A 22,992-nucleotide genomic window follows, 5' to 3' on the forward strand; every position below is an offset into this window, starting at 1 on the left:
AAGGCCCCGGATTGCCCGGGGCTTTTTATTCTGCGACAACCACTCTTTCGCAATCGATCATGAGCAAGCAGCAACGCAACAGGCGCAAGGCCACGCGGCCTGCGACGGCTGCCACGGTGACGGCGCGGGCCGTCGAGTCCGTGGAGGCGCGGGCACCCGCGCCGTCCTCGCGCAGGAACTTCCTGACGGCACTGGCCGGGGCCGCCGTCGCGGGCGGCGCGGCCTATGGAGGCATGGCCTGGTGGCAAGGCCGCGCGCCCGTAGCAAGCCAGGTCGCCGCCCCTGGCAAGGCCTCGCACCGCGCTCTTCCGACCGTCGTCCCGGGAGACGGCGTGAACGGACCCAAGGGCATGGTCTGGGTTCCCGGTGGCGAGTTCGCCATGGGCAGCGACAGCAAGCTCGCCCAGCCCAACGAGAAGCCTGCACACCCCGTCCGGGTGCGTGGCTTCTGGATGGACCGCAACCACGTGACCAACGCGCAGTTCCGCGAATTCGTGAAGGCCACCGGCTACATCACCACGGCCGAGCAGAAGCCAGACTGGGAAACCATCCGCGTGCAGAGCCCACCCGGCACGCCGCGCCCGCCCGACGACATGCTCGTGCCCGCCGCGATGGTCTTCGTCGGCACCGATCGGCCGGTGAACCTCAACGACTGGTCCCAGTGGTGGCAACTGGTGCCCGGCGCCAACTGGAAGGCGCCGCAAGGCCCCGCCAGCAGCATCGAGGGCAAGGACGATCACCCTGTCGTGCAGGTCAGCTACGAGGATGCGCTGGCCTTTGCCAAGTGGGCGAACAAGCGCCTGCCAACCGAAGCCGAATGGGAGTTCGCCGCACGCGGCGGCTTGGAGCAGGCGACCTATGCCTGGGGCGACGACTATCAGCCCGGCGGCCAGCCCATGGCCAACATCTGGGACAAGAGCGCCAAGGGCCGCTTTCCGGTGGTACCGAAGGTGAGCGCTAAGGCCGGCGGCGCGATCGGCACGCAGCCGGTCGGCACCTTCCTGCCCAACGGCTACGGCCTGGTCGACATGACCGGCAACGCCTGGCAATGGGTCGCCGACTGGTTCCGTGCTGACTACTTCCAGCAGCAGGCCAAGGCGCAGCAAGGCAAGGGCACGCCCATCGACAATCCCACGGGCCCACAGGACAGTTGGGACCCGGACGATGCCGGCGCCCCACCCGCCGCGCCACGTCGCGTGACACGCGGCGGCTCCTTCCTCTGCAATGAGGACTATTGTCTCAGCTACCGCCCCAGCGCGCGGCGCGGCAACGATCCGTTCAATCCCATGAGTCACATCGGCTTCCGGCTGGTAAGCGACGCGCCCAGGCCTGCCGGCTAGGTCGGGCTACTATCCCTGCAGGCCGGAGCTTTCGTGGATGTGGCGCGGGTCGAGCAGATCTTCTGGAACCTGGCAAGCAATGCGCTGAAGTTCACGCCGCCCGGCGGCACGATCCAGGTCCGGCTGAGCCGCGACGGTCCCTTGGCGCTGCTGGAGGCAGCCCGACTCCAGTTTAGAAGTGACCGGATAAGAGGGAGACGTCAACCGCTGCATGTCGCGGCACCGTGAACAATGTCTTCCCTGCTTTGCCTGGAAGGCCTTTCGCCCCTTCGTCTCTGCCTTTGAAGTTCCTTCGCAGTCAGGACGTAGAGTGGATTGTTTGCCAGGCGCAGGACAGCCAGGTCGATAAAGGCCCTGACGCGTTTCGGTTGAGCGGTGCGGCCGCTCCCATGCGACATCGGCAGCAAAGGTGGCGGCGAAGTCGAAATCAGCGGCAAATCTGAAAGTCGACCTGGTGCATGCACTGCCGCCAGAGATCGACCACGCGCTGGTGGGCAACGGGTACAAGGCCAAGCTGGGGGGTGCCGGCGCTCAATACGTTTAGTGCATCGGGTGGCGGTGCTTTCGAAAGCGCATCAGTTGGCGCAGGCTTCGTGACGGAGGCGGGCAAACAGGACATGCCGCTGCCCGAAACCATGGCGATGACCGGGCACCACAGCGTGGCCACCGTGATGGGGTATTTCCGCTCCGAGAGTTCCCTCACCAGCAAGGCGAGCCGGATGCTCGATCAAGAGTGAACGCGTGAAGGATGCAACTCACGTAGCCCAAAATCCAACATCACTCAAAGACTGGGTGCCGGCGTTCCCGCGAGGTAGCCGATTCACTAGATTGCGTGCCGAGCCTTCATTCAATCACCTCGTCGGCGCGCACTAGCAGCGATTGTGGAACCTGGATCTTCAGCGCCCTCGCGGTCTTCAGGTTGATCACCAGATGAAACCTCGTGGGCTGCTCGACCGGTAGGTCCGACGGTTTGGCACCTCTCAGGATCTTGTCGACATAGCTTGCAGCTCGGCGATTCAGGTCGAGGAGGTCTGGGCCGTACGACATCAGCCCGCCCGCCTGGACAAACTCTCGCGTCAGGTACATCGCAGGAAGTCCGGCGCGCGCTGCTAGCTCCGGGATGCGCTGTACCGGATTGTGGAAGATCGGGTCTCCCGGCGCCCACAGTGCATGGACCTTCGCCTGGGAAGCTGCATCGATTGCCGGCCCGATGTCCTCCGGCGCGCGAACCCTGAAGACGTGAAGCTCCAAGCCCAGCTGCCGAGCAGCCGGCTGAGCGTCCAGCGAAAAAAGCCTGTTCGATACTTCGTTGCTGGGATTGAGCAGGACTGCAATCCGCGACGCCTTGGGCACCATCTGTGCGAGCAGTTCAAGTCCCTTGCCCATCAGGCCACCCGGGACCAGTGTCGCCAGGCCCGTCACGTTGCCTCCCGGCCGCGCCAGGCTGTCCACGAGTCCAATGCCAACGGGATCCGCGACCGCAAGAAACACGATGGGGATGGTGGCGGTCGCATCCTTGGCTGCACGGGTTGCCTGCGGATTGAACGCCATGATGAGTTCGGGCTTGAGATTCACCAGTTCCTGCGCAAGATCCGGCAAGCGGTCGATGTGTCCGTCGGCGGCACGGAACTCGATTTTTAGATTGCGGCCCTCGATCCATCCGGAACTGCGGAGCCCCCCTCGCAACGCATCGAAGGCGGGGGTGTCGCAGCGGCTGAGGCAAAGCAGGCCGATGTGCGCCACCCTGTCAATACCTTGCGCCACGACGCTCGAAGCCGATACGACAAGGCCGCTTGCGATCGCCAGAAGAGCCCCCGCCATTCGTGCAGCATCGACAAGCATCATGGATTCCCCTCGTTTGCGCGACGCACATTGCAACCCCCGAGGCGCCACGTCGACGCAGTATGCACCGATGCAGGTCGGACCCGACCTCGTTCGATGGGGCAATCAGCTGGATCGGCTCCCTGACCGCGCTCGTGCGCGAGTTGATTGGCAGGACACGTCGCGCCTATTCCCAACGCGGCGCCCGCCCGAACAGGCAGCGCGCGCTCGCAAAAGATCCGTTGCAGCTCGAGTTGGCCACTGCGATGAAACGCTGCGCGGCAAGCGAGACCGCGCCCTGCTTCTGTTTGCTTGGGCGACCGGCGGGCGGCGACGTTCCGAGCCGGCCGGTGCGACGCTGGAGAACCTGTGGCGCGTGGATGCGAATTCGTATGTCCACGCCCTCACCCACTCCAAGATCAACCAGTCCGGGCAGGGCCGTCCCGAGGACATCAAGCTCCTGGTCGAAGTTGCGGCGCTGACGATGCGGGCCTGGCTCGCCGCCAGCGGCATCAAGCGTAGAAGAACGTAAATCCGAGACCGCGTGCTTCGCTGTTTGCCGAATGGCGGCTGCCCGCGTAGTCACAGACTTACCGTCATCATGTTGATGCCGGCGCGTTCTTGCCCCCCAGTGCCGGGCACTGAACTGACCCGCCCCATCACTCGCAACCCAGTGCTGGCAAAGAATTCCAATGCTGGCCCGTGGGTCCGCGACATTCCGGCTAACTTGTCAGTTCTCGACCGGCTGCCACAATCGAAGGCCCTGGCGGGTCATCGGATTCGTCCCCCGTCGGATTGCTCTCTTCCAAGGCGGCAAGGTATTCGCGCAGAGCGCGACTTGGCCCTTCGCCCTTGCTCCACTCGGTGGTGTCGGCGCTCACACCACCACGAGCGCGTTTTGCGTCCGCCTTGATGATGCTGGCATCCACCGCAAACCCTTCACCACGTACAAGGCCTTCCCTCATGAGCGCCGCAGAACGAGCTCGAAGAGGTGGCGCAATGCATCGCTGTCGCGGAAACGCCCGTGCCGATGCTTGGAGAAGGTGCCGCGAGAAAGCATCGCAACGCCGCGGACATTCCCTTGCGCAGCATAGGGAAACCGACACCTACCTCTGCGTCTTGAACCACTTGTCGTGGATCTGCTCGTATGTCCCATCCTGATAGACCCCGAGCAGCGCCTCGTTGATCCGCTTGCGAAGCGGGCTGCCCAGTGCAACCACGATGCCGTACTTCTCCGGCCTGAACACAGGGCCGACGACTTGCAGTGATCCATTGCCTGATGTCGCAGCCCAATACTGCAGCGTGGGGGCGTCGAAGACGATGGCCTGGACCTTGTCGTGCATGAGCAAGTCGATGGCGGCCGCGGCATTAGCGACTTCGACAAAAGGCAGGTGCAGGATCGCGAGGTAATCTGCCGCCACGGTGCCGGGCACGGTCGCCACCGTCTTGCCGGGCAAGTCCCCTGGACCGGTGATGGTCGACCGCAACCTTTGCACCGTCTGCGATGAGGTCACCGTCGCGGTCAATTGCGTGATCAGTACGATGCCCATCAGCCAGATGCAGGCAATAACAATGCGCCTCAGGGTGCCGGGGTCGCGACGTTCGCCATGTTCGCCGGTCGCGATGATCAGCGTCGTGTTCCACATCTCATTGCCGATGGCCGCCAGGTATCCCTTGCCAAGATCCAGGCCTCGTCTTCGCTCGATGACCCAGAGCACGTTGGCCCAGAGAAACACAAGCACGAGCGCCGCGGCGAACAGCTTTCCGATGGACTTCCAAGGTATGGCCATCAAGGTGGCAAGAATGGGACTTTCCGCTTCGGCGCGGACCATGATCTGCAGCCCGAATCAAAATAGGCTTGCGAGAAATCGATGACGCGCTCGCGCTCAGGCGTCATCACAATAGCCGAGATGGCGACGTCCGCGTTGCCACGAGCCACGCTTTCAAGCTGGTCCGCACGTGAGCCCGCGTCCACCCAGACGAACTCGACCCCCATTCGGCGCGCGAGTTCGTTCCACAGGTCGACGCTGAATCCCTTGAACCGATCCCCCTCCTTGATGACGAAAGGCGCCAGCGCACTCGTGGCCACCCGCAACGGCCGGGTCTGCCGCGGAGCCGCCTCGTCCCCGTACACCGACGAAGCGCATGCCAGCACCAGCCACATCGAGGCCAAGCCTCGCCATCGGAGTGAATTCGTTTGCACCAGCGACACCTCCATCCGTAGACCTCGATACATTCTGGCCGCGAGCGGCAGCGCCGACAATCGTCAGGATGACGACATCGTCGCATCTGAGATTTCCGTGCACGGGGAAGGCATCACGTGCAACTGAGAGCTGCTTTTCGCCTCCATCGCGTCCGCCCCCACGCGTAGAGAAAAGCAATTGCGGAAGACCAGATTCGTTTTTTGCGCTTGCGCGTGCGAGTGACCTAGTGCGCCTGATGTTCCAGGAACAAGGCCGATTCGGCCTGCTGAGCAGCCCTCGGCGCAGCCTTGGACAAAAGATGCCGCTGTTCCTTTACAACCGACAGAAGATGCGGGGGAACGCTAGCGTCGCCCAATGCTTGCCACGGCTTCGTTCAAGGCTTCGAGCGACACAGGTTTGTTCAAGTGCATGTCGAAGCCCGCGGCCCTGGACTTCGCCGCGTCCTCTGCGCGTCCGAAGCCGGTGAGGGCAATCGCCGGCCATCGGCGGGCACGCGGCAGGTTGCGCAGCCGCTTGATGAGTTCAAAGCCGTCCATGCCGGGCATGGCGATGTCCGAAATGACGAGGTCGAACTCGCCTTGCCTCGCCGCCTCCAGCGCCGCTTCTCCGCTATCGGCGGTCGTGGCCATGGCGCCTTCCAGGGCCAGGAGTTCACCCAGTGTCTCGAGCGTGTGGGGGTCGTCATCCACGAGGAGGATGCGTTGATCGGCCAAGGCCCCGTGCGAGACCAGTTGGAAGCCGGGCACGTTGCTGTCCAGCGTGCCCTCCAGCAGCGGAAGGCGCACCCTGAACGTGGCGCCCTTGCCCGGTCCTTCGGAGTCGGCCTCGACACTGCCACCGTGCAATTCCGCCAGGCTCTTGACCAGTGCCAGGCCGATGCCCAGGCCTCGCTCGCTGCGCGTGGTGGGCTGGTGGTCGCCCTGCTCGAACATGCCGAACACCTGCCCCAGAAAATCCGGCGCGATGCCGCGGCCGGTGTCCCGCACCTCCAGCAGCGCCCAGGGACCGTCACGGCCGAGCCGCACCTCGATCGTCCCGCCGGACGGCGTGAACTTCAGCGCGTTGCTCGCCAGGTTCCAGAAGATCTGCTCGACCCGCACCACGTCCGCGAACACCGCCAGATCCTCGGCCTGCACGGACAGGGACAACTGCTTCGCCTCCGCGTCCTTGCGCAGCGCATCCGTGATCCGTTCGACGATCGGGCGCCACTTCACCGGCGACCGGTTCAGGGCCAGCTTTCCGGTCTGAAGGCGCGAGAGGTCGAGCAGGTCATCGATGATCTGCGCCTGCGCTTGGACCGTCCGGCGGATTGTGTCGGCGGCCCGCGACAGACGCGGCGAATCCTGCACCTCTGGCGAGCGGCCGATCAACTCGGCGCTCACCAAGATGAGGTTCAGCGGGTTCTTGAGTTCGTGCGACATCACGGCCAGGAACTCGTTGCGTAGCGCATGCGCCGCCTCGAGCTGGACGCGCACCTGTTTCTCGGCCTCGAGCAGCTCCTCGCGCTGGCGCTCCAGCAGCCGGCGCTCGGTCAGGTCGCGGGCGATCTTCGCAAAGCCCTGCGCATTGCCTTCGACCAGCGTGGTGGTGATGCCACTGCAATAGAAGCGGCTGCCGTCCTTGCGCAGGTGCCAGCGCTCGTCGAGTGCGCGGCCATGCGCGCGGGCACTGTGCAGCTCCTGCTCGGGCATTCCGACGGTACAGTCCTCCGGCACGAAGAGGCGGCGGAAATGCTCTCCCAGGATCTCATCGACGGTGTAGCCGAACATCAGCTCGGCGCCCTTGTTCCAGCCCGTGACGCATCCGGCCTCGTCCAGCGTGATGACGGCGAAATCCCGAGTGCTTTCCGCAACCAGGCGCAGCCGCTCGTCGCGTGCGCGCAGCTGCTCCTGCGCCGCGCGGCGCTCGGTCACGTCGATGAAGTTGAGCACCGCGCCGTCGATGCGATCCTCGTTGGTGCGATAGGCCGAGATGCGCATGAGGTACCAACGTCCATCGACGGACGCCACTTCGCGCTCCAGTGGCTGCAGCGTCGCCAGCACATGCAGGAGGTCTTCCGTGAAGTTCTCCCCGTAGTCCAGGCGATGCGTGATGTCGCCCAGCGGCCGTCCCTTGTCGCCCGGGAGGATGTTGAAGATCAATGCAGTCAGGGGCGTGAAGCCATTGATGTGCATCTGCCGGTCGACGAACACGGTGGCGATGTTCATCGAGGTGATCAGGTTGCTCAGGTCGTCGTTGATCCTGGCGGTTTCCTCGACCTTGTTCTTGAGCTCGAAGTTGACCGTCGTCAGCTCCTCGTTGACCGACTGGAGTTCCTCCTTGCTGGTCTCGAGCTCTTCGGTCGCCGAACGAAGCTCCTCGTTCATCGACTGCAGTTCCTCATTGGACGCGCGCAGCGCCTCGGTCGAACTGGCGGATTCACCGATGCTGCCCTTCAGTTCGCGTTGCAGCCGAAGCACCTCTTCCTCCAGCACCGTGTAGGCGGGCTCCGGCTCGCCCGCGCGTGCCTGCGCATCGGCGTCCGGCTGCAGCATGAGGTCGACTTCGTCGAAGGCGACCAGCATGTGGCCGCCGTTGTCGGCGCCAGCCGAACCTCGTACCGTCATCTGCACGACGATGCGGCCCTGCTCACCGTCGATGGCCACCGGCTTGGCCGCCACGCGCCGGCCGGAGCGCCCCGCGTAGAGGATGGCCGGGCGCAGCGCGGAGGCCAGTTCCGGCAGCACGACCGCGAGCAGATCCTGGGTGGGAACGCCCGATGCATGGCGCAGGTAGCGCGACGCACCGGGACTCGTGTGAAGGATCTTCTGATGCGCGTCCACCACCACCGTGGCGCGATCGCCATCGTCGAGCAGGCGCTGATGCAACTGCGAGAGCGTCGGCACCACCCGCCCCTTCTGTTCGGCCGTGCCGCCCTTGTCAGCGTGGCGCAGGGGCAGGAGATCGCCACGTGGGAGCCGGATGGCGTTGGCCCGGTAGATGCGGTGCTTCTTGTCCACCGCGGTGAAGCGGCCGTTCAGCAGGTCTGCGGACTCGGCGCTGCCCAGGAAGAGCAAGCCGCCGGGCTTCAGCGCGAAGTGGAAGATTTCCAGCACCTCGGCCTGCAGGTCGCGCTCCAGGTAGATCAGCAGGTTGCGGCATGCGATCAGGTCCAGGCGTGAGAAAGGCGGATCGCGCAACACGTTGTGCCGGGCGAACAGGACCTGTTCCCGCAAAGCCTTCCTGATCCGGTACGCCCCAGCCTCGTAGTGGAAGAACTGCCCGAGGCGCGGCGCGGACACGTCGGCGGCAATGGCCTCCGGATAGACGCCCGCCCTCGCCACGGCCAGGGCGCGGTCGTCGATGTCGGAGGCGAATATCTGGATGGCGGACCGTGACGCCGCCTGCGGCGCACCTTCGTTGAGCAGCATCGCGAGGGAGTACGCTTCCTCCCCCGTTGCGCATCCGACCACCCAGGCACGCAACTGCGAATCCGCCGCCAGTCTACGGAAGAGCAGCGTGTGAACCTCCTCTTCCAGGGCACCATAGGATTCAGGATCGCGGAAGAAGCTCGTGACGCTGATCAGCATGTCCTGCAACAGTTGCGCGGTTTCTTGCGGATGGCTCTCGAGGTAGTCGCGGTAGCCCGCGATGTTCTGCTGGCGCGTCACCTGCATCCTGCGTTCCAGCCTGCGCAGCACGGTGCCTCGCTTGTAGTGCCGGAAGTTGTTGCCGGTGCGGCTCGCTAGGATGGCGATGATGTCATCCAGCGCGGCCTCCGCACGCTGCGCGGCTTCCCCCGACGGCGGTTCCTTGGTCCGCAGGCCGATGCTCCTGGAATCCGGCAATTCGATGGCCTGGGCGTTCTCCCACAGCGCGGTCAGCTTGGCCGGGATCTCGGCAGCGGGGAGGACGAAATCGACCTGGCCCGTGGCGATGGCGGCCACGGGCATGCCCGAGTATTCGGCCTCCGCGGGCAATTGCGCGATCGACACCCCGCCCTGGGCCTTGACCTCGCCCAGGCCCAGCGCGCCGTCACTGCCCGTGCCGGAGAGGATGACCGCGATGGCGCGTTCCTGGTGCGTCTGCGCCAGCGTCCGGAAGAACAGGTCGATAGCGACCGGCCGGCCGCGCGGGTGATCCTGCGTCTCGACGATCAGCTTGCCGTCGTCCATCGCCAGGTGTAGCGCCGGGGCGATGACGTAGACGTGATTGACCTGGATGGCCTCGGTCTGCGTGACCTGCACGACGGGCATGCCCGTGGCCCTTTGCAGGATCGTCGCGGCGTGGCTCTCGTGCTCGGGCGACAGGTGCAATACGACCACGAAGGCCATGCCGGGGGCGTCGGGCAGGTGCTCGAACAGTTGCAGCGCCGCGGCCATGCCGCCCGCTGATGCGCCGACGCCGACAACAGGGAACTGGAGCGAGGAGCGCCTCGCCTCGGGCCCGTCGTCCCACTCGTCGTCGTTTCTTGCCTCTTGGCTCATACGATTTTCCTGTGCGGCCCGGATTATGCGCGGGTCGATCCACGATACCCGGGCACGGTTACTACAGCCTGAAGGGCTTGTGAACGGCAGTTTGCGCAACGACCTCCCGGACGAGGCGCGAAATGCGAAACCAGAAGAGGCCGGGCACCCCGCCCGCCACCTGCTCAGGGCGCCAAAGAGCGACGTGTCGATGCCGATTTCGCCAAATGTCGTGAGCACAGGCTGGGCCCAGCCCCGTATTCAACTCAGGCGCCGTGCAGCGCGGCGTGGCAGTACGGCCCGGACCTGGCCCACGTCCCTCTTTACGGCGGCGACGGACTGTCCAGCGCCCCGATGCGCCGTGGTCTTCGCGCTGGCGGAGCCAAGTTCATCCCCCAGCTTTACTCGCGGGGTTGGAGTCATGACAGCGTCGCGGCCAGTGCCCCATCGATAGAGCTTTGCGCGGGGACCGCTTCCTCGGGACGGGGTCCACGCCTCGACGTGAATGCGCCGGTCAGTTGTGAGCAAGGCAACGCGACGGTACACGGTCCGACCATTCAGGCCCACTGCCGCGGCGATCTCAGCGATGGTTAGAGCGCGACCTTGGATGGCGCGTCGTATGAGTTCTACGTCTCTGGACATGCGAGTCACGATTTCTGGGAACGAACGCTTATTGTGCGCAACGACTGCGCTGGGCGACAGAAGACTTGTTCGGGATGCTCACAGCTTGAGGTGCTCATGCGCGTCAGGCAGCGGTGGTGGCCGTCTCTTTCGCCGCCACCCGCTGGAACGTGGGATACGCCCTTGGCTAGCCGCCCATCCTGGTCCGGCCAAACGAGCCGATCGCGCCTCCGATCGCCTCGAGCAGTTCGTCACTCGAGAACGGCTTGCGCAGCAGATTCCTTACGCCGGCCTCGCGCGCGGTGCGCTCGAGCGCGGCGTCGTCGGACCCCGTGATGAACACCACCGGCACCTGCAGGTTCGCGGCTCGGATGCACGACTGCACCTCGAAACCGGACAAGCCCGGCATGTGCAGATCCACGATGGCGCATAGCGGCAGGTGGGCACTCAGCGAGACCAGGAACTCCTCGCCGGTCGCGTATTCCCGAACGCGGTATTCGGCCAGCCGCAACAGGCGTCCGAGCATCACGCGCACGGGCAGCTCGTCGTCCACTACCGCGATGAAGGATCCGATACTGCTCACGCACGAACCCTACGCCAGTGCGATCACGAATGGGACTGCACTTTGGTTCAGTCAGTGTGCAATGCGCCCGCAGCGGCTTGCATTCCCCGTCCGCGTGGCCTCTTGTAAGCACCTTGAACAAGCCATTCAAGGTTCGCATCGACCTCTTCAGCCTCCTCGACTCCTGACCAAGGATGGAATCTGAAGCCCGTGCAAGAGGTTGGTCCAGCCCATCCTAGGCTCGTTCGTCGAATTTCCGCCACGGCAAAGGCGGCAAGTTCTCGCTTGACCAGGCGCTTGAAAAATGCAGGAGGCCACAGGCTGCACGCGCTCGATTGCGGTCATCGGACTTGCTGCTCCGGCGAGCAGTCCGACCAGATGGGCGCGCGCAAGTCGCGTCGACGCAAAAATCTCAACGGTGCGTCAGGCTGTCGCGGATCTCGCGCAGCAACAGGATGTCCTCGGGCGTCGCGGGCGCCGCCGCTGCTTCGACCGGCTCAAGCGCGTGGCGCAGCTTGTTGATCTGCTTGACCATCAGAAAGATGATAAACGCCAGAATCACGAAATTGACCGCGACGGTGATGAAGCTGCCATAAGCCAGCACCGGCACTCCTGCCTTCCTCAGATCGGCCAGGTTGTTGGCAATGCCGGGGGGTGGCGTGCGCATCACCAAGTAAAGGTTGGAGAAGTCGAGCTTGCCGAACACCAGGCCGACCACCGGCATGATGATGTCGGCCACAAGCGAGTCGACGATTTTGCCGAAGCCAGCACCAATGATCACACCGACCGCAAGGTCGACCACGTTGCCCTTGACCGCGAACGCACGGAATTCAGTAATGAAGCTCATGGGTTGGATCGCATCGGACTCCCGCGACCGGCGCGTGCCGTGCCGACGCACTCGGGAGGGTTTGACTCACAGCCGGCGAAACGGTCCATCGCAGTCACCGTTTTGGCACCGGCCAACGGAAGCACATGTTCGCATGGCAACGTCGCCACGGGCAACCGTCGGGAGGACGAGCGCGTGATTCGATACGAGGGAACGGCTGCCGCTCGTCGCGCTCTAACCTGCGAAGTTGCAAGCACGTCGATCGTTCTCCCTCGGTCGGCGGGTCTCCAGAGCCATCAGCAGTGGACCGCCCATCAATGGCTCTCTTTTTTTGACACGCTGCCGATAGGAAATGTGACGAGCCGCGAACGTCACGATCTCACGAGGCAGAACGGTCGACCCTCGACGCGCGCCCAAACGCAAGCTCGCAGGCATGCGCCGACGATGTCCCTTCGAACCGCCCGTGGGGCACTCTTCACGAAGATGAGCATGATGTTCCCCTGCGCCGCGACTCAGTACCGGCGCGCTATCTATTTTATAGCATCGCATCCTTACGCAGAGAGCTTTTCAGCCGAACTGCGCTCCGCATTTGTCTTAACGATGCGATTGAGCAACACCTCGCGGGACGTGCCGCAGCTCTTGGAGTTTCCGGACGGCGAAGAATTGCGGGGCGCCGGAAATGAACGTGGTCTTCCGCACCGGCCGAAATTTGATAAGAGCAATGCCTGGAGTTTTCGAGCCCAGCGCACCCTCCGGCCGCGCCTCGCTACAGAGCCTGCCCCACCGCTCGATTGGGCTGGAGATGCTGAGAGCCCCCGGCGACAGGCGAGGGCGATGCGGTGGTGCTCGGCTGGCAGCAAGACACCGCCGTAGTCTTTCCGCCGGCCCAGCGAGCGCCAGTTCACTCAGGTAACGAGCCCATGCACCACGGCAACGGCCGCGGTGTAAGTGGGCTCCAAGCAAGCCGACTAATGCTGCGGACGGGCCCTCTTCTCAAGGTTTGCCTTTCGCTTCGGAGGCTATCCTCCCTGCTCCAATGCTGACGCCGACAACAACAGGGCATCCACGGCATGACAAAGAGCCGCCGCAAAGCCTGCCGGTGCGCGCGCCACCCTTCGCGCGCTGGTAATGACGCGCGGCGCAGCGCTCCATGCAATGGTTGCGCCGGCTGCCTGCAGCGCCTCGACCAGCGCAACGTCCTCGCTCGATGCCAACGGCAAGAAGCCACCCACTGACCGATAGGCCCCGGCGCTCAGGCCGAGATTCGCACCATGGACATGACGGTGCCCGTCCGCGTCGCTGTAGGTCCGCTTGAAGTGATCTTCAAGCTGCGTCGCATGGTGACGATGATCCGACCAGTCTTCGACAGCCACGGTGCCGCACACCACATCCGCGCATTGGCGCAACTGTTGCGCGAGCCAGTCGGCGGAAACGCGACTGTCCGCGTCCGTGAACGCAAGCCACCGGGCACCCCGCGCGAGCAGTCGTTCCGCACCCGCAGCGCGCACGAGGCCGACGTTGCGCGCTGTCATTGCGAGGCTCTCCACCGGGTAGCCAGCCACGATGTCGGCTGAGCCGTCCGTGCAGTCGTCCAGCACGACGACGATCGCGACCTCTTCACCGTTCAAGCCCGGATGGCGCGCCGCGGCCATCGCCGCATCGAGGCAGGCCTGAAGAAGCCGTGCCTCGTTGTGCACGGGAATGACGATGCCGATCACAAGCGCGCTTCAGCGATCGGCGCGCTTGCGGGCGCAGACCAGGATCACACCTTGCCACTCCACGTCAGATGCGCCTGCTCAGGGGGAAGGGTTTTCGGGGTCTTGCGCATCGACCTGCTGCTCGGCCTCCAGCCAGTCGTCGGTCTCGAATCCCGGCGCAAAGCCACGGCGTTCGGCGGCCGCATAGGCGGCAAGTCGTATGCGGTCCTCGCGTGAGGCTCGCGCACCCTCGGATTCGCTTGCTGCGTCTTGGTCGGAACGCCGATCTGCCTCTTCGTCGATGGCGTCGGCTTTGTTGCGTGATACGGGCTGGACGTTGTTGCCTTTGGTCATGATGTGGCCTCTGGTTGGGATCAAACTGCGGGAGGATCGGTTTCGCGCTCCGGATGGCGGTGGAGCGCAAGCGCCTGGATGAAGCGCTGGGCGGCCTGTTCACCGTCCGATGCATCCGCCAGAACGATGCCGGGGTCCCTCTCTCCGGTAGGCAGCAGCTCCTGGACTTTTGCCTCGGCCAGCAACGCCTGCGACGCACCGAAGGCAAGGATGGTCTTGCCGTGCCGGTACTGGTCCTTGATGAACTCGCCGGTGTGACCATAGGAGGCCAGCGCCTCCACGGACGCCTCCCCATCGGGCAGCACGAGGCCATCGAAGAGAAAGCCCGGCTCGTTCTCCATCGAGGCGTCCGCCTGGATCGCGTCGCCCGACGAGGTCGTGAACGCTCCGATGCGCGGTCCTACCAGCCGCCCCACAGCGCCCTGCGCAAGCAGCGCCTCCTGCACGGCAGAGAGCGACTCGCCATGAACGCCGTTGGCCACGAGGATGGCGACCTTGCGGGTCCTGACCGAGCCATCGCCGGGGCGTGCCTTCAACGACAAGGCAGGTGAAACCGCCACTTCGGGCGTCTGTGGCGCCTCCAGGGCCCTCGGCATCGGCGCAGGCACATCCATGCCAAGTCCGGCTGCAACCTTTGCCGCAAGTGCGGGGGATGCGTTCACCAGGCTCGACAGCACCCGCTCACGGATGGCAGGGACCGTCAGCTTCGACAGCTCGAACCGGAAAGCAGCCGCGATGTGGGCCTGCTCGACGGGCGTCTGGCTTTCGAAGAACAAGGTTGCCTGCGTGTAGTGGTCCGCGAACTTCTCGGGCGCACCCCGCACCTTGTCGCTGCGCTCGTCCGCGTCCTGCCGCTTGGCCAGGCTCATGAAGCCCTGGACGGCACCGGCCTGGAAGGGGCAGCCCCCGGCCAGCGAGTTCGGCTCGTACGCCACGCGTCCGCGATGGACCGCCTGCCGGTGCAAGCCGTCACGCTGGTTGTTATGCACCTGCGCCACCGGCGCGTTGATCGGAATCTCATGGAAGTTGGGACCGCCCAGCCGCGTGATTTGCGTATCGACGTACGAGTGGTTGCGACCTGCCAGCAGCGGATCGTTGGTGAAGTCGAGTCCTGGGATGATGTGGGCCGTGCAGAAGGCCACCTGTTCGGTTTCCGCGAAGAAGTTGTCCGGGTTGCGGTTCAGCACCATCCGGCCGACGGGCTTGATCGGGACCAGTTCCTCGGGGACAAGCTTGGTCGCATCGAGGACGTCGAAGCTGAAGCCGGCGGCCTGCTCCTCGGTGAAGATCTGCAGGCCCAGTTCCCATTCGGGAAACTCGCCGCTCTCGATCGCTTCCCAGAGATCGCGACGGTGGAAGTCGGGGTCCGCCCCCGAGATCTTCACCGCCTCGTCCCACACGAGGGAATGGGTGCCGAGCACCGGCGTCCAGTGGAACTTGCAGAACACCGAGTCGCCTTGTTCGTTGACAAGCCGGAAGGTGTGCACGCCGAAGCCCTGCATCATGCGGTAGCTGCGCGGAATGGCCCGGTCCGACATCTGCCACATCAGCATGTGCGTGGACTCAGGCATGAGCGAGACGAAGTCCCAGAAGGTGTCGTGCGCACTCGCGGCCTGGGGCATCGCGTGATGCTGCTCGGGCTTGACGGCATGCACCAGGTCTGGAAACTTGATCGCGTCCTGGATGAAGAAGACCGGCATGTTGTTGCCGACCAGATCCCAGTTGCCTTCGTCGGTGTAGAACTTCACGGCGAACCCACGCACGTCACGTGCGGTGTCCTTCGAACCCCGTTCGCCGGCCACGGTCGAGAAGCGGACGAACACCGGGGTGACCTTGCCGGCCTGCTGGAAGGGCGCTGCCTTCGTGAACTCGGTCAGCGGTTCATAGGCCTCGAAGAAGCCGTGGGCTCCTGATCCGCGCGCATGCACCACGCGCTCTGGAATCCGTTCATGGTCGAAGCTGGTGACCTTCTCGCGCAGGATGAAGTCTTCCATCAGCACGGGGCCGCGCAGTCCCGCCTTGAGCGAGTGCTGGTTGTCCGCCACCTTGACGCCCTGGTTGGTGGTGAGCACCCGACCGGCCGAATCGACGCGGACCCTGTCGAGCGGTTCGATGGTGGCGTTGAGGCCCTGGATGGCGGCGCCACCGACCTTGTCGGAGGTGATCTCTTCCGACAGCGTGCTGCCGGTAGGGAGTTGCGAAGGCGGATCGACCGCAGCGCCCGGCTGCGGGTTCAGCGCATTGTCGAATCCGAATTCCAGCGGCTTGTTCGCATTGAACGGCATGGCGCTTGCCAGATCGCCGGTCTGCACGGCCTTGAGCAATGCCGCATCGGGCGCAGAACCCGGAGCCAGCGTCGCGGGTGCGCTGTCGGTGTTGCGGGCGGCGGCCCCGGAAGCTGTGTCATCGGCTGGCGTCGGCTTCGCCTTGTTGCTCTTGGGCATGGAGTGTCCTCGTGGGGTTGCGGCAGTGGCGCCGTGCGCGAGGGTATGGACGGGTCGCCTGTCAGAAAAGTAGGACGAAACCCTTCTTGTCCCGTGCATGCAAATTCAGGTCTCAAGTTGATCCACGTTAATGCGGCGCGGTGCAACATGGCGCACCATCCCCAGTCCGAGGCCTTCTCCATGCTGACCCAGAACCTTCTGAGCAACCGCCAAACCGACCTCTCGGATGACGAGCGTAGCGCGCTGGAAGGTGCGATCTCGCACACGCAGACATTCCCTGCTGGCCACGTCGTGGTGCGCCAGGGCGTGCCGGTCGACATCAGTACCTTGCTGGTCGAGGGACTCATGACGCGCCACGTCGACGCGGCCGACGGCAAGCGTCACCTCGTGGCCGTCCACATCCCGGGAGACTTCGTCGACCTGCACGCCTATGCGCTGAAGAAGCTGGACCATGATGTCGCCGCGTTGACCGACGTGACCGTCGCGATCTTCAAGCATGCGTCGCTGGAACGACTGCAGCAGGTCGACAACCACCTGACAAGGCGTCTGTGGTTCCTGACCTTGCTCGACGCGGCGCTGCACCGGCAGTGGATCTATCGACTTGCGAGCCTCAACGCCGTCCAGCGAGTGGCTCACTTCCTGTGCGAAACGAATGCACGTTTGCTGGCGATCGATGCTTCGGACGGCAACACTTTTGCGCTGCCGATGACACAGGCCGACATCGGAGAGGTCTGCAGCCTCACGAATGTCCACGTGAACCGCGTCCTTCGCGAACTGCGTGAACTTGGCCTCTGCCAGGTCAGGTCGTCTCGCGTGCACATCACGGACCTGAAAGGCTTGATCGCAAAGGCCCTGTTCGATCCCGAGTATCTTTACCTGAACCCGCAGATTGCGGCGCGCGCCACTGCACAAGTTGGAGATCCCCATGACTGATCGAAGTGCCGCCCTCAAGCCTCGTGAGGACGCCGGTCGTGCCACCGCGGAGAACGGCGTGGTCATCCTCGACGGACCGAACGGGATCGCTGTCACGATGACAGCGGATGCTGCAGCCAAGACCGCCGACAGCCTGCAAGAGGCGGCAAGACAGGCCCGAGAGCACCCGGCATCAGATGAGGTTGCTCGCGATGCCCCAGGAGACGAATTTGCAAGTGGCTGGCCACAGGAGTGACGGGCCGCTGCCGGTCAGGTCGTACAGTGACGGCACTTGCTCGAGTAGAAATAAGACTTCGGAAGATGCCAATCGGTTGAGGACAGGAATGACAGAAGGTTCGAGAGATCAGTTTGAGGAAGCCTACCTGCTGTGGGCAGGTGCAATCGAAACTCACAAGGTGATGATGGACGACGCCATGGTGGGCAAGACCGTCGATGTGATCAGATGCACCAGTTGCTTGCGGAGATCGAGGACCTGCATCAAGACTGGATGCGAAAGTCCACCTCATTCGTCCACTGGACATAGCTGGGCAGCCCGCTGTTTCAGGGTTCGTGCATTGGTCGGCGATTGATGGGCGACGCGCCCTCACTTCGACACCCCTCGGGCGCGTTCCACGAGCTCGCGAAGTCGGCTGACCAAATGTCCCGTCGATCGGACCCCTCGCAATTGGGAATCGGGTTCGCCAATTGCGCGGAGTTCCTGCAGTCCTTTCTCGGTGATGGCGGTGACCATCGCCCGATGCGTCTCTGTCGACCGGGATGAAGCGGCATCTGCGACGAATACCGCGAGAAGCAGGCCGGCTGCATGCAGGACCCTCAGCTTGTCGATGTCGTCTGGCGAACTGAACGAAGCCGGCAATGGGGAGGCCGCAATACGCCTCAGCAGATCCATGGCCATGAGCAATACACCTCCTGATGATCATCAAGATTCCACGGGACCTGCAAGGCGGCTAGCGCCGCCCTGCCCTTCTCGGCCGCTATCAGACTGCAGTCACTGCGATGCGACGCGGCTTCGCATGCTCGGCCTTTGGAATGCTCAGTTTCAGGACGCCGTTGGAGAGGTCCGCCGCGATCCTCTCCGGATCCAGTTCCTGGCTGAGCGTGAAGGTTCGATGAAAGCGCCCCAGCCCGACCTCGGTATGACTCGCCTGCAGGTCCTCCGGCAATCCCAGATCCACTTCTGCGTTGATCGTGAGGGTCGCGGCTTCCACCTGCACGTGCAGGTTTTCCCGGGAAACGCCGGGCAGGTCCGCGTACAGCGTGATGCCGTTGGCGTCCTCAACCACATCAACCGGGGGCATCAACGCCGCATCGCTGTAGCGGGATGCATCCTGCGGTCGTCCCTCAGAGGACGACCGTCGGCCAGCTTGTTCACGAAGTTGATTCATTTTCGATCTCCTCTCGTCATTGAATCGCGATACGGCGCGGCCGGGACGTGGCACGCCTTTGCACCGTGATGCGCACGACACCGTCGCGGTAGGTCGCATCGATGGCTTCCGGATCCGCGTCTTCCGGCAAAGACAGGACGCGGCGAAAATCGCCGGAAAAGCGTTCGTTGATGTGCACCGTGGCCTGCTTGCCATCAGCGCCCTTCCGCTCGTCGTCTACGCTGGCGGGGCGCTTTCCCGCGATCGTCAACACGCCGCGGTCCAGATCGATTTCGAGACTTTGTGGGTCCACGCCCGGTGCAAAGGCGTAGATCTGCACCGCTTTCTCGGTGCCTCCCACGTTCAATGCAGGAAAGCCACCGCGGCCGAACCCGCGGATGCTGGGAGAGAGGTCCATGGCCTGCTGCATCTCGCGTTGCAGGCGGTCCACCTCGGCAAAGATGTCGCGCGGAAAAAGTGATCGATACATAGCGAGTACCTCCATTCAGGTTGAACAGAGCGCCGGAGGCGTCCTTCCAGCGCTTCCGACTTGCAAGCTAGAGGCGGCCCGAACGCTTTTCAAGAGGGTCCAGGCAGGATTCAGAAACACACAGCGGAGGCATGGCGCACCGGGCTTCACACGAGGTGAGCTGGTCTGCGCGCGGCACTCCATCCGTCGCTCGGCGACGACTTCAACGGTTCAATCCCGCGCAAAACTCAAAGAACGCCTCGAGTTCGGTCGACTTGTCAAAGACGGCCGTCGCGCCCAAGGATGCCGCGCGCTCGCGCATGATCGGAGTTGCGTAGTTGGACAAGATCACGAGCGCCGCGTCCGGGCGCCTGGCTTTGAAGTGCCTGAGCACGCCGAAACCGGAGCCGTTCTTCAGCAGCAGGTCGATGACCACCAGATCCAACGCGCCGCCGTATGCATCGAGCCATTCCGCGGCGGCCACTTCGGTCTCCGCGTAGGCGATCACCTCCGCACCGGCAAGGTCGGCCAGTGCCGGCAACAAATTGTCGCGAATGGTGGCGTTGTCTTCGACGAGGAAAATCAGAAGCGGCATGCTCGTCGTCGGTGCGGATGGAGGGAAGCCTGAGGCTCAACGCCGATCTGCGTCGAACCTGTGAGTCAGAGGGAGCAACGCGTGTCAGCTTTCTACGCATCATCAGCGGCGGACTTGCGAGCATTGACCTCCGTCGCCAGTTGCTCGTTCACCTTGTCGAGCTTGTCGGAAGCCTCTTCCAGCTGCTTTCCAAGCTGCGCAGTTTGCTCTGTGGCCAAGCCGACGTCCTCTGCCGCGCCAGCTGGCACGCCTAGTTCCAGCACCGCATGAACTACCGCAAGTTGGTCCGCGACCTGCTTCACCTCTTCGGTGGCCTCCTTGTTGGCATCCAGTACATCGGTCAAGTCGGCGGGTTGTGATAACTGGCGGCTCTCGATTTCCCTGTTCATGATCCCGTCCTTCATCGTTTCAGAATCCGCATTATTGGCTGCGGGCATTTTGCGGAAAATGCAAAGCCCGCGGATCTGGATCGGCCTTGTGTAGTGACACCGTCCCAGCGACGACGCAGGGGGCTCGGCGCTGGCACCTCACTGAAACACCCCCCCTTCAATTCGGTCTCCGGACCCCTTGAAATTTGAGCGCGACGAAACTACATTTCGATTCGCCTGCAGAAAGCAGCGGCTCAACCAACCAAAGAAAGGAGCTTGATCATGAATTCTCATCCTGTCACTCCCTCTGCGGGAAGTGGCCAAGCCCCCCGAGAGGCGACGCGGCGGCGCAGTGTGTCTCTCGGCATGTCCGACGGCCAAGCGCGGGCCTACCTGATTGCGCGGGATGCCGTGCGTCGGGTGCAACGCTGTGCACCTCTCTTCGATACGGTTGCGCAACTACGTCGAGCCGAACTCCACTGAGATTCGGCGCTTGCGTCATGGACGGTCCAGCGCTGCAGGGGTATCGACGGCGACGATAGCACCGGCCCTGTGCATTTTCCGGAAGCACGAGCAGTTCGCCTGTGGATCAAAATCGGCCCCGAGCGAATGTCGGGGCGATGAACTCGAGCAGCGTGTCACCGGGTGCTCGAGGCCGGCATGAAGGTCGGCAAGCAGATCGGCGATACCGACTGGCTACGGTTTGCGTTGCCAGTCGAGTCGGTGCCCCGGCGCGCGTGATTTCAAGGAAGGGCCATTGCGCCACAATTTGCCTTGCGACTGAATGTCTTTCGACGTTGCGATGATTGCGAGTCGATGCAATACAGCGAATCTAGTGCGCGCGCTTTCGAATCGCGAAGGTTTTGAATGAGTGGGTGCATGAAGGCGGCGATGTGAGCGCGAATGTCTTCAGAAGCAAAAGACGGGAGCTACCATCTCGGAATGAAACGCGATGTACGAAGGAATTCAGGAAATGATCGCCCACGCCATGCGCGGCGAGCCCCACTGCATCGCATTTCGCCTCTACAAGCCGGACGGCTCCTGGCGAGACATCGTGGTGGGCGGCGCGTCTGAGCAACAGCAGCAGTCGCTCTTGGCCCTGAATATGCGGTTGCGCGAACATGTGGCCGCGTCGATGGGGCAGGCTGCAAACGACCAACCCTGTGTACCGGTTTGCGCTCCAACGACGATAGGGCTAGCCCATGAACTATGACGACCCCGACAAGGGCCTCAAGCTCTTTGTGATTGTCATCCTGGTAGTGGCACTCGGCTTCGCGCTTTTGATCATGTACGACCTGCGCTATTGAAGCCCAGGCGGCGGCGCGTGCACTGGCAGCTTGCGCCTTGTTGGCGATCTCGTCAAAGAGATCGCGACATTGCAGACCGCCAAAGGTCGCGTCGCCGGCTGTGTTGCGAACCCGACGAGGGCCGGTGACTTCCCAAGTCGCCAGATCGAGAGCGACTGCCCTTACTTGTAGGCTGTACCGCCGACGTGAACACGCGCGATGCCGTGTCAGCCGGTGATTTCCTCGGTGACTACTTTGAAATGCGAAAGCCTGTTGGGGCCGAACACCATGGTGATCGGCACGTCGGCCGCGTCGCGCCCGCGCGCAATAGCGACTCGACCGATGCGTGGCACGTTGTGGCGCGCATCGAACGTATGCCATCGGTCGCCCAGGTACACCTCGAACCAGGCGCTGAAATCCATTGGATAGGGCACCGGCGCGATGCCGATGTCGCCCAGATAGCCGGTAACGTAGCGCGCTGGGATGTTCATGCATCGGCAGAGCGTGATTGCCAAGTGCGTGAAGTCCCGGCAAACACCGGTACGCTCCCGAAACGCCTCCAGGGCACTGCGCGTGGGGCGCGCGCGCCCGTAGTCAAAGGTCAGCTGCGAGTGTACGAAATCGCAGATGGCCTGCACGCGCGACCAGCCCAACGGTGTGTTGCCGAACATGTTCCATGCAACTTGCAGCAACTCGCCGTCGACCTCGCAATAGCGGCTGGGCAGCAGAAAGCGCAGCGCTTCCACGGGCAGATCGGCTGGAGCGTACTGAAAGGCGCCGAAGTCCTGTGGGTCCGGGTTGCCGTCGTCGTACACCACGCTCTCATTTCGAATTCGCACGGACGAAACGCCAGCATCCACGTGGACACGAGCGCAATGGTTGTCGAAATCGTCCGTGTAGAAGTCGGTCAGCAGCGGCGGACTCAGCGTGATGTTTTCCATTCCGCCCTGGACATCGCGCTCGCGTGAAGGATGGACTTGGAGCAGGTAGATCAGCGACGTGGGCGCGCTGACCTCAAGTTCTATGTCGTAGCCGATCTTGATGAGCATGTGTCAACTTTATCGGCCGGGCCATGGTGGCGTCAGCGGCCGCAGCGCTTCGTCGCGTAGGCCAAAGCTGACTGGAACTGCACCTATTGATCACGAGTTTCAAGTCGAGTGCCCTGCCGAAGTCAGGAGCACGCAGGCGCGGACGCGGACACCGCCTTTGTCCACGCCATCGACCGCTGGTGAGTCACAAGCGCAACCTGCGAGACGGCAGCCTCGCGCTAGACGCCATGCGACCCGGGCTGCCGCTTGCCGCGGCAGTGGTGGCAACGATGAAGATGCTGATCGGGGTCGTTTTGTTTTCGGTGTCGAAAGTGACGCATCAGATCCCTTGCAACGACGCGGCGTGCGCGCGGTAAGTCGTTGATTTTGCGAGCATTGCTGTTCACTTCGTTGCGGCGTATCGTGACCGGCCCTCAAATCGTCAAGGAGCGCGGCCATGCAAGGCTGGCAGACGTCGTTCTTGGGCCTGCGCGACATCCCGGGCGAACTCAGCGAGTTCGAGTTGCAGGCGTTTTTCAGCTTCAGTCGCGCCGAGCACGAGTTGCTTGCGCGACGCCGCAACGACAGCCTGAAGCTGGGCTTGGCGTTGCACATCGGCTTCGCGCGGATGAGCG

General features: G+C 63.6%; 23 protein-coding genes and 1 pseudogene. 8 read left to right on the forward strand and 16 right to left on the reverse strand.

The features are described 5' to 3' along the window. The first annotated feature begins 59 nt into the window (after positions 1 to 59). The 3 genes from WKW79_RS32935 (at position 60) to WKW79_RS32940 (ending at position 2,077) form a co-directional block, all read left to right on the forward strand. Positions 60 to 1,340, forward strand: a complete 1,281-nt coding sequence (locus WKW79_RS32935) for a formylglycine-generating enzyme family protein (RefSeq protein ID WP_422824002.1) — start codon at positions 60 to 62, stop codon at positions 1,338 to 1,340. Between the two features lie 39 nt (positions 1,341 to 1,379). After that, positions 1,380 to 1,568: an ATP-binding protein gene (locus tag WKW79_RS37115; protein WP_422824005.1), complete on the forward strand. Its 189-nt coding sequence runs from the start codon at positions 1,380 to 1,382 to the stop codon at positions 1,566 to 1,568. Positions 1,569 to 1,861: 293 nt separating this feature from the next. Beyond that, entirely contained in the window at positions 1,862 to 2,077 is a 216-nt protein-coding gene (locus tag WKW79_RS32940) for a site-specific integrase (protein WP_422824003.1), read from the forward strand. A gap of 106 nt (positions 2,078 to 2,183) precedes the next feature. On the opposite strand, the gene WKW79_RS32945 is transcribed toward WKW79_RS32940, so the two are convergent. Then, positions 2,184 to 3,185 (reverse strand): ABC transporter substrate-binding protein, encoded by a 1,002-nt coding sequence (locus tag WKW79_RS32945; RefSeq protein ID WP_340339452.1) that lies wholly within the window; start codon positions 3,183 to 3,185, stop codon positions 2,184 to 2,186. A 67-nt stretch (positions 3,186 to 3,252) separates the two neighbouring features. Here WKW79_RS32945 and WKW79_RS32950 point away from each other — a divergent pair, with 67 nt between their 5' ends. Beyond that, the gene (locus tag WKW79_RS32950; protein WP_340339453.1) at positions 3,253 to 3,693 is read left to right on the forward strand and encodes a site-specific integrase; all 441 of its coding nucleotides are present in this window, start codon (positions 3,253 to 3,255) and stop codon (positions 3,691 to 3,693) included. 268 nt (positions 3,694 to 3,961) lie between these two features. Here WKW79_RS32950 and WKW79_RS32955 read toward each other — a convergent pair. The 9 genes and pseudogenes from WKW79_RS32955 to WKW79_RS32995 form a co-directional block, all read right to left on the reverse strand. Next, positions 3,962 to 4,215: pseudogene (locus tag WKW79_RS32955) on the reverse strand (IS5/IS1182 family transposase); the annotation flags it as partial. A 52-nt stretch (positions 4,216 to 4,267) separates the two neighbouring features. Continuing rightward, positions 4,268 to 4,993: a type 2 periplasmic-binding domain-containing protein gene (locus WKW79_RS32960; RefSeq protein ID WP_340339454.1), complete on the reverse strand. Its 726-nt coding sequence runs from the start codon at positions 4,991 to 4,993 to the stop codon at positions 4,268 to 4,270. Further along, positions 4,951 to 5,325, reverse strand: a complete 375-nt coding sequence (locus WKW79_RS32965; protein WP_340339455.1) for a transporter substrate-binding domain-containing protein — start codon at positions 5,323 to 5,325, stop codon at positions 4,951 to 4,953. The genes WKW79_RS32960 and WKW79_RS32965 overlap by 43 nt, the downstream gene beginning before the upstream one ends. 381 nt (positions 5,326 to 5,706) lie before the next feature. After that, positions 5,707 to 9,930: a CheR family methyltransferase gene (locus WKW79_RS32970; RefSeq protein ID WP_340339456.1), complete on the reverse strand. Its 4,224-nt coding sequence runs from the start codon at positions 9,928 to 9,930 to the stop codon at positions 5,707 to 5,709. Positions 9,931 to 10,618: 688 nt separating this feature from the next. Then, on the reverse strand, positions 10,619 to 10,984 hold the full coding sequence (locus WKW79_RS32975; RefSeq protein WP_340339457.1) for a response regulator transcription factor: 366 nt from the start codon (positions 10,982 to 10,984) through the stop codon (positions 10,619 to 10,621). A gap of 421 nt (positions 10,985 to 11,405) precedes the next feature. Continuing rightward, complete coding sequence (gene mscL / locus WKW79_RS32980) at positions 11,406 to 11,840, reverse strand: large conductance mechanosensitive channel protein MscL (protein ID WP_340339458.1); 435 nt, start codon at positions 11,838 to 11,840, stop codon at positions 11,406 to 11,408. Positions 11,841 to 12,838: 998 nt separating this feature from the next. Further along, positions 12,839 to 13,537, reverse strand: a complete 699-nt coding sequence (locus WKW79_RS32985; protein WP_340339459.1) for a glycosyltransferase family 2 protein — start codon at positions 13,535 to 13,537, stop codon at positions 12,839 to 12,841. Between the two features lie 78 nt (positions 13,538 to 13,615). After that, entirely contained in the window at positions 13,616 to 13,870 is a 255-nt protein-coding gene (locus WKW79_RS32990) for a DUF2934 domain-containing protein (RefSeq protein WP_340339460.1), read from the reverse strand. A gap of 20 nt (positions 13,871 to 13,890) precedes the next feature. Beyond that, positions 13,891 to 16,314 carry a catalase gene (locus WKW79_RS32995; RefSeq protein ID WP_340339461.1) on the reverse strand — a complete coding sequence of 808 codons (2,424 nt, stop codon included), beginning with the start codon at positions 16,312 to 16,314 and terminating at the stop codon, positions 13,891 to 13,893. Positions 16,315 to 16,347: 33 nt separating this feature from the next. On the opposite strand from WKW79_RS32995, the gene WKW79_RS33000 reads away from it, so the two are divergent. Then, positions 16,348 to 17,247, forward strand: a complete 900-nt coding sequence (locus WKW79_RS33000; protein ID WP_340339462.1) for a Crp/Fnr family transcriptional regulator — start codon at positions 16,348 to 16,350, stop codon at positions 17,245 to 17,247. Beyond that, the gene (locus tag WKW79_RS33005) at positions 17,240 to 17,482 is read left to right on the forward strand and encodes a hypothetical protein (protein ID WP_340339463.1); all 243 of its coding nucleotides are present in this window, start codon (positions 17,240 to 17,242) and stop codon (positions 17,480 to 17,482) included. The genes WKW79_RS33000 and WKW79_RS33005 overlap by 8 nt, the downstream gene beginning before the upstream one ends. Positions 17,483 to 17,830: 348 nt before the next feature. Here the strand turns inward: WKW79_RS33005 and WKW79_RS33010 are convergent, their stop codons facing one another. The 5 genes from WKW79_RS33010 to WKW79_RS33030 form a co-directional block, all read right to left on the reverse strand. After that, positions 17,831 to 18,142, reverse strand: a complete 312-nt coding sequence (locus tag WKW79_RS33010) for a hypothetical protein (protein ID WP_340339464.1) — start codon at positions 18,140 to 18,142, stop codon at positions 17,831 to 17,833. A gap of 82 nt (positions 18,143 to 18,224) precedes the next feature. Then, a complete protein-coding gene (locus WKW79_RS33015; RefSeq protein ID WP_340339465.1) occupies positions 18,225 to 18,632 on the reverse strand; it encodes an Hsp20/alpha crystallin family protein in 408 nt (135 codons plus the stop codon). Positions 18,633 to 18,648: 16 nt separating this feature from the next. Beyond that, entirely contained in the window at positions 18,649 to 19,101 is a 453-nt protein-coding gene (locus tag WKW79_RS33020; RefSeq protein WP_340339471.1) for an Hsp20/alpha crystallin family protein, read from the reverse strand. 202 nt (positions 19,102 to 19,303) lie between these two features. After that, positions 19,304 to 19,675, reverse strand: coding sequence for a response regulator transcription factor (locus WKW79_RS33025; protein WP_340339466.1), 372 nt, complete (start codon positions 19,673 to 19,675; stop codon positions 19,304 to 19,306). Between the two features lie 92 nt (positions 19,676 to 19,767). Beyond that, complete coding sequence (locus tag WKW79_RS33030; RefSeq protein ID WP_340339467.1) at positions 19,768 to 20,112, reverse strand: hypothetical protein; 345 nt, start codon at positions 20,110 to 20,112, stop codon at positions 19,768 to 19,770. A gap of 904 nt (positions 20,113 to 21,016) precedes the next feature. On the opposite strand from WKW79_RS33030, the gene WKW79_RS33035 reads away from it, so the two are divergent. Continuing rightward, entirely contained in the window at positions 21,017 to 21,256 is a 240-nt protein-coding gene (locus WKW79_RS33035) for a hypothetical protein (protein ID WP_340339468.1), read from the forward strand. Positions 21,257 to 21,556: 300 nt separating this feature from the next. Here WKW79_RS33035 and WKW79_RS33040 read toward each other — a convergent pair whose 3' ends face one another. Further along, entirely contained in the window at positions 21,557 to 22,378 is an 822-nt protein-coding gene (locus WKW79_RS33040) for a transglutaminase-like domain-containing protein (RefSeq protein WP_340339469.1), read from the reverse strand. 436 nt (positions 22,379 to 22,814) lie between these two features. On the opposite strand from WKW79_RS33040, the gene WKW79_RS33045 reads away from it, so the two are divergent. Further along, the coding region (locus WKW79_RS33045; protein ID WP_340339472.1) for a DUF4158 domain-containing protein at positions 22,815 to 22,992 on the forward strand (178 nt) is incomplete at its 3' end.

This window comes from Variovorax robiniae (genome assembly GCF_037889955.1).
Taxonomy (GTDB): Bacteria; Pseudomonadota; Gammaproteobacteria; order Burkholderiales; family Burkholderiaceae_C; genus Variovorax; species Variovorax robiniae.

Excerpts from the sequence above, each read along its gene's own strand:
- mscL (WP_340339458.1), bottom strand. The coding sequence starts at position 11,840 with ATGAGCTTCATTACTGAATTCCGTGCGTTCGCGGTCAAGGGCAACGTG.
- WKW79_RS33005 (WP_340339463.1), top strand. The coding sequence starts at position 17,240 with ATGACTGATCGAAGTGCCGCCCTCAAGCCTCGTGAGGACGCCGGTCGT.
- WKW79_RS33015 (WP_340339465.1), bottom strand. The coding sequence starts at position 18,632 with ATGAATCAACTTCGTGAACAAGCTGGCCGACGGTCGTCCTCTGAGGGA.
- WKW79_RS32945 (WP_340339452.1), bottom strand. The coding sequence starts at position 3,185 with ATGATGCTTGTCGATGCTGCACGAATGGCGGGGGCTCTTCTGGCGATC.
- WKW79_RS32965 (WP_340339455.1), bottom strand. The coding sequence starts at position 5,325 with ATGTGGCTGGTGCTGGCATGCGCTTCGTCGGTGTACGGGGACGAGGCG.
- WKW79_RS32935 (WP_422824002.1), top strand. The coding sequence starts at position 60 with ATGAGCAAGCAGCAACGCAACAGGCGCAAGGCCACGCGGCCTGCGACG.
- WKW79_RS33030 (WP_340339467.1), bottom strand. The coding sequence starts at position 20,112 with ATGCCCGCAGCCAATAATGCGGATTCTGAAACGATGAAGGACGGGATC.
- WKW79_RS33025 (WP_340339466.1), bottom strand. The coding sequence starts at position 19,675 with ATGCCGCTTCTGATTTTCCTCGTCGAAGACAACGCCACCATTCGCGAC.
- WKW79_RS33010 (WP_340339464.1), bottom strand. The coding sequence starts at position 18,142 with ATGGCCATGGATCTGCTGAGGCGTATTGCGGCCTCCCCATTGCCGGCT.
- WKW79_RS33020 (WP_340339471.1), bottom strand. The coding sequence starts at position 19,101 with ATGTATCGATCACTTTTTCCGCGCGACATCTTTGCCGAGGTGGACCGC.
- WKW79_RS32950 (WP_340339453.1), top strand. The coding sequence starts at position 3,253 with ATGCAGGTCGGACCCGACCTCGTTCGATGGGGCAATCAGCTGGATCGG.
- WKW79_RS32995 (WP_340339461.1), bottom strand. The coding sequence starts at position 16,314 with ATGCCCAAGAGCAACAAGGCGAAGCCGACGCCAGCCGATGACACAGCT.
- WKW79_RS33040 (WP_340339469.1), bottom strand. The coding sequence starts at position 22,378 with ATGCTCATCAAGATCGGCTACGACATAGAACTTGAGGTCAGCGCGCCC.
- WKW79_RS33035 (WP_340339468.1), top strand. The coding sequence starts at position 21,017 with ATGATCGCCCACGCCATGCGCGGCGAGCCCCACTGCATCGCATTTCGC.
- WKW79_RS32960 (WP_340339454.1), bottom strand. The coding sequence starts at position 4,993 with ATGGTCCGCGCCGAAGCGGAAAGTCCCATTCTTGCCACCTTGATGGCC.
- WKW79_RS32990 (WP_340339460.1), bottom strand. The coding sequence starts at position 13,870 with ATGACCAAAGGCAACAACGTCCAGCCCGTATCACGCAACAAAGCCGAC.